This is a genomic window from Acetatifactor sp., from assembly GCF_982438285.1.
Genome location: NZ_CEWDFQ010000280.1, coordinates 1 through 4,097, shown reverse-complemented (window position 1 = coordinate 4,097; position 4,097 = coordinate 1). Strand labels below are relative to the sequence as shown.

Below are 4,097 nucleotides of genomic sequence, written 5' to 3'. Positions count from 1 at the left end.
ATACATACCCGCCGTAGCCAAAGTCCAGATTCAAATCCCGGCTCTGCAGCGTAAACTGCTCCTCGGATTCAAAAAGATTGTTTAACAGGCGGATAAAGAATTTGTCATAAAAGGGATACACAGCGGTGGAGGCGGCGCCGTCTTTTTCTTCGATACGGCGGATGGCCGCCAGCACCCTTTCTATGGCCTCGGAAAGGGTGTCGGCGGTGAGCTCCAGCTTTACCAGATAATCCGTTACCTGATAGGTGAGGGCCTCCTTTGCCATATGGAAATCCTCGTAGCTGGTGAGAATGATAAAGCAAGGCTTTTCACTTCCGTAACGCTCTCTGCAGATACGAATCAGATCTAAACCGCTCATCACGGGCATTTTAATATCCGTCATTACGATATCCGGCTGCTTTTCCTCTATTATCTGCAGTGCCGCCCGGCCGTTTAAGGCCGTGGCGCATATCTCAATGTTGTATTTGGACCAGTCCAGCATGGACTTGATTCCTACCTGAACCAGAGGTTCATCGTCAACAATCAACAGTTTATACATATTTAATCTTTCCTTCCTGCACGTCGGCCGGGGATATGAATGGACATGGTGGTATAGGCTCCTTCTTCGCTGGCGATGGTAATGCCATAGGATTCCCCAAATTCATACTGTAACCTTTTGTGAACATTGCTGACCCCGATTTCCCGGAAGAAATCAGTGCTGCTTTCCTGATTATCAACTAGAATCTGCTGTGCCTTATCGGGGGAGATGCCCACACCGTCGTCTGTGATGTCGATGCAAAGCTGGGGAAACCCATCAGGAGAACCCTCTGCTTTTTTCTCACAAAATGCGTTTATGGTGATGCGCCCTGTGGTTCCCTTGGGCTCTATTCCGTGGAAAATAGCGTTTTCCACCAAGGGCTGCAGGGTAAATTTAATGATCTCACAGTCATAGATGAAATCCTCTTCCACATGAATCTCCAATGACAAGGTGCCGCCGTAGCGATAGCTCTGTATGGTGAAATAATTTTCCACCAAAGAAAGCTCCTCCCGTATGGGGATTAAGAGGCTGGTTCCCTTGGAAATGCTTTTTAACAGCCGGGAGAGGGCGGTGGTCATCTCTGCAATGCCACAAGCCCCCTGGATGGTGGCCATCCACTTGATAGAATTCAGGGTATTGTAGAGAAAGTGGGGGTTAATCTGGCTTTGGAGCATTTTATATTCCAGATCCCGTTTCTGCTTTTCATCCTCAATACGCTTATTCATTAACAGGTAAACGTCCTCAGACAGGTCATTGATGCCCCGTCCGATATCCCCCAGCTCATGGTTCCATTCTATAGAAGGATCACGGCTGAAATCTCCGTCCGCAATCCGGAGCATCTTGGCTCGCAATTTGAAAACGGGCACATGTATCATACGATTCAGGATAATCATAAGAAGGATGCCGATTCCCAAAATCCCGATGAGAATGCCTGCTAAAATGGCCCACCACAAAAGCTGCTGGTTAAACAGCTCCGAATGGGAAATGCTCTGACTGATGTAACAGTCCGGCATATTTAAGGCTGAGGTCACAACGATCCGGTTTCTGCTGTCCGATGTTCTTATCTTGGTTACCCTGATATTGTCTGTTATGGCAGATTCAGTCAGGTCCTTAAGCATTTCATACGATACATCCAATTCCTCGAAGGCGCCCCCGTGGTAAACATAGCTGTGATCTCCCAGGGTCAGATAGATGTCGCTGTCCTCTGCAACATTGTAACGCTTTAAGGGGGAGGCAAACAGCTCTGTGGATACCTCAATGAACAGGTAGCCTCCCTGAACAGAGTTATATTGATAGGTGATGGGCCGGATGATGGGAAGGACGGCTCTGCCCTTGCGGTAAAAAGGGTCCTTGATCAGACCGGTGGAAAAATTGTAGGAGGTATCCTCCAAAAGCTCTTGAAAAAAGGAAAGCCTGGGAACCTCCTGTGCCAGATCGTTTGTGGAAGAGTAGGAGGCGCTGACAATCTGCAGGAAATGATCGCTGGTAATTACAGCCACCCGGGGCATATAGGCACTGGAAGCGTTGTTGTTGTACTCCTCATTGATTCTTTCATAGGTGGATACAGAGAGAACGGAGTCTGGGTTGGGATTGTTCTCAATATATTCCGCCACCTCAGAATTGGTCTGAAGGAAGCGCACCATAAGGTAGACATTGTCCATGCTGCCGTTGATGGTATCGGTTAAAAGCTTCAAGTTGGTCTCAGTTGATTGAATCAAGCTGTGCTGCAGATATTTTTGAAAAATATAATAGCTGGCAAAGCTGATAATCAGACACATGCCAAACAGGCAGGAAACAGTGAGAAACAAAATCCTTTTCTGAATCCTGCCGAAGGGGCGGCTTGTCTTGCTCAAAGACCGTTCCTTTTCTTTTTTTTGAGCCATAGAAATCTCCTGTTTTTGCAATAATTATATCAAGTATATCATATTTCGGTCCGAGTGGGGAAGCAGAGAGCGGATAACTTAAAAAATTACATCATATTAAAAAATAGTGCAGATTTTGGAAGCTCTTTCATTTTCCGGCTGGAAAATTGTAAAAGAAATTTGAATAAAATATAAATTTATTCCATGTACCTGAATTTTGATTTTAAGTATACTTGAATTACATTGAGAATATGAAACAGGAGGTATTATATGAAAAAGAAAGCGTTAAGCATGTTGATGACGGCGGTAATGATCGCCGCTGTGTTTACCGGCTGCGGCAGTGAAGGACAGACGCAAAGCAGCTCTGAAAGCACGTCTGCGGAATCTTCTGAAGCGCCTGCGGCAGATGCAGAAGCAGATGTATCCGGCGAAGAGATTACATTGAAATGGGCTATCTGGGACGAGGCTACAACACCTTATTGGAGTGCGCTGGTAGAAGGATATAAAGAGGTCGCTCCGAATGTAACGATTGAAATGGTAGACTTGGGTTCTACAGATTACCAGACGGTTTTGGCGACAGAGCTCTCAGGATCAGGAACGGATATTGACATTGTAACCAACAAGGATGTTCCGGGGTATGCGACCCTGGTTCAGAAGGGCGCTATTATTGCACTGGATGATTACATAGAAAGGGATGGCATTGATTTAAGCAGATATTCCGGAATTCCGGAGCAGCTGACGGTAGATGGCAGTCTGTATGAGATACCCTTCAGGAGTGATTTCTGGGTGATTTATTACAATAAAGATCTGTTCGACGCAGCAGGCGTTGACTATCCCACCAATGATATGACCTTTGAGGAGTATGACGCCCTTGCAAGGGAAATGACGGACACCACCTTTGGCTCTCAGGTATACGGCGCACATTATCACACATGGAGAAGCGCGGTTCAGCTGTTCGCTGTTTTGGATGGCGAGCATACGATTCTTGACGGTGAATATTCTTTCTTCAAGCCCTATTATGAAATGGTTTTAAATCAGGAAGCGGACGGCGTATGCAGAAAATATACCGACCTGAAAACCGAGGGACTGCACTATTCCGCAGCCTTTTCCGGCGGAGATGTAGCCATGATGAATCAGGGCTCATGGTACATTGCCACGCTGATTAGCAGTCTGGAGAGCGGCGAGTATGACGCAGATTTGTGCGGCAACTGGGGAATTGTGAAGTATCCTCATGCCGAGGGTGTTGAGCCAGGCTCCACACTGGGCGCAGTTGCAGCCCTGGGCATTGCATCTGAGAGCGATCAGAAGGATGCTGCATGGGAATTCATCAAATGGGTAAGCGGAGAAGAGGGTGCCGCGATATTAAGCAGCACTGGCAATTTCCCGTCCATTCAGATGGAATCTACCCTGGAGACCATTGCAACCCTGGACGGATTCCCTACGGACGAGGCAAGCAAGGAGGCTTTAAATGTAAGCAATCTGTACCTTGAGGTTCCCTATGGCGAGCATGTGTCTGAAATCAACTCTATATTGGATTCCTATCATGGAAGCATTATGACAGGCGAGATGAGCATTGATGAGGGAATTGAGAAGATGAATGAAGAGGTTGGTAAGATTCTGAACCAGTAATAAGGACAGTCGGGAGAGGGGCCGTATATATGCGGCCCCTTCGCAGTGAGACAGAATTCATACTTTTATTTTCCGGAAAGGATATAAAT

3 protein-coding genes are annotated in these 4,097 nt (G+C 46.7%); 1 reads left to right on the top strand and 2 read right to left on the bottom strand.

Annotation, left to right across the window (positions count from 1 at the left end; translation table 11 throughout):
- Together AC1WIP_RS12405 and AC1WIP_RS12400 are read right to left on the bottom strand one after the other, a co-directional pair.
- The coding region (locus AC1WIP_RS12405; protein ID WP_481142121.1) for a response regulator at positions 1-538 on the bottom strand (538 nt) is incomplete at its 3' end.
- A 2-nt stretch (positions 539-540) separates the two neighbouring features.
- Positions 541-2,400, bottom strand: a complete 1,860-nt coding sequence (locus tag AC1WIP_RS12400; RefSeq protein WP_481142120.1) for a sensor histidine kinase — start codon at positions 2,398-2,400, stop codon at positions 541-543.
- 249 nt (positions 2,401-2,649) lie between these two features.
- Between AC1WIP_RS12400 and AC1WIP_RS12395 the strand changes: the two genes are divergently transcribed.
- Positions 2,650-4,008, top strand: a complete 1,359-nt coding sequence (locus AC1WIP_RS12395) for an ABC transporter substrate-binding protein (protein WP_481142119.1) — start codon at positions 2,650-2,652, stop codon at positions 4,006-4,008.
- Positions 4,009-4,097: the final 89 nt, after the last annotated feature.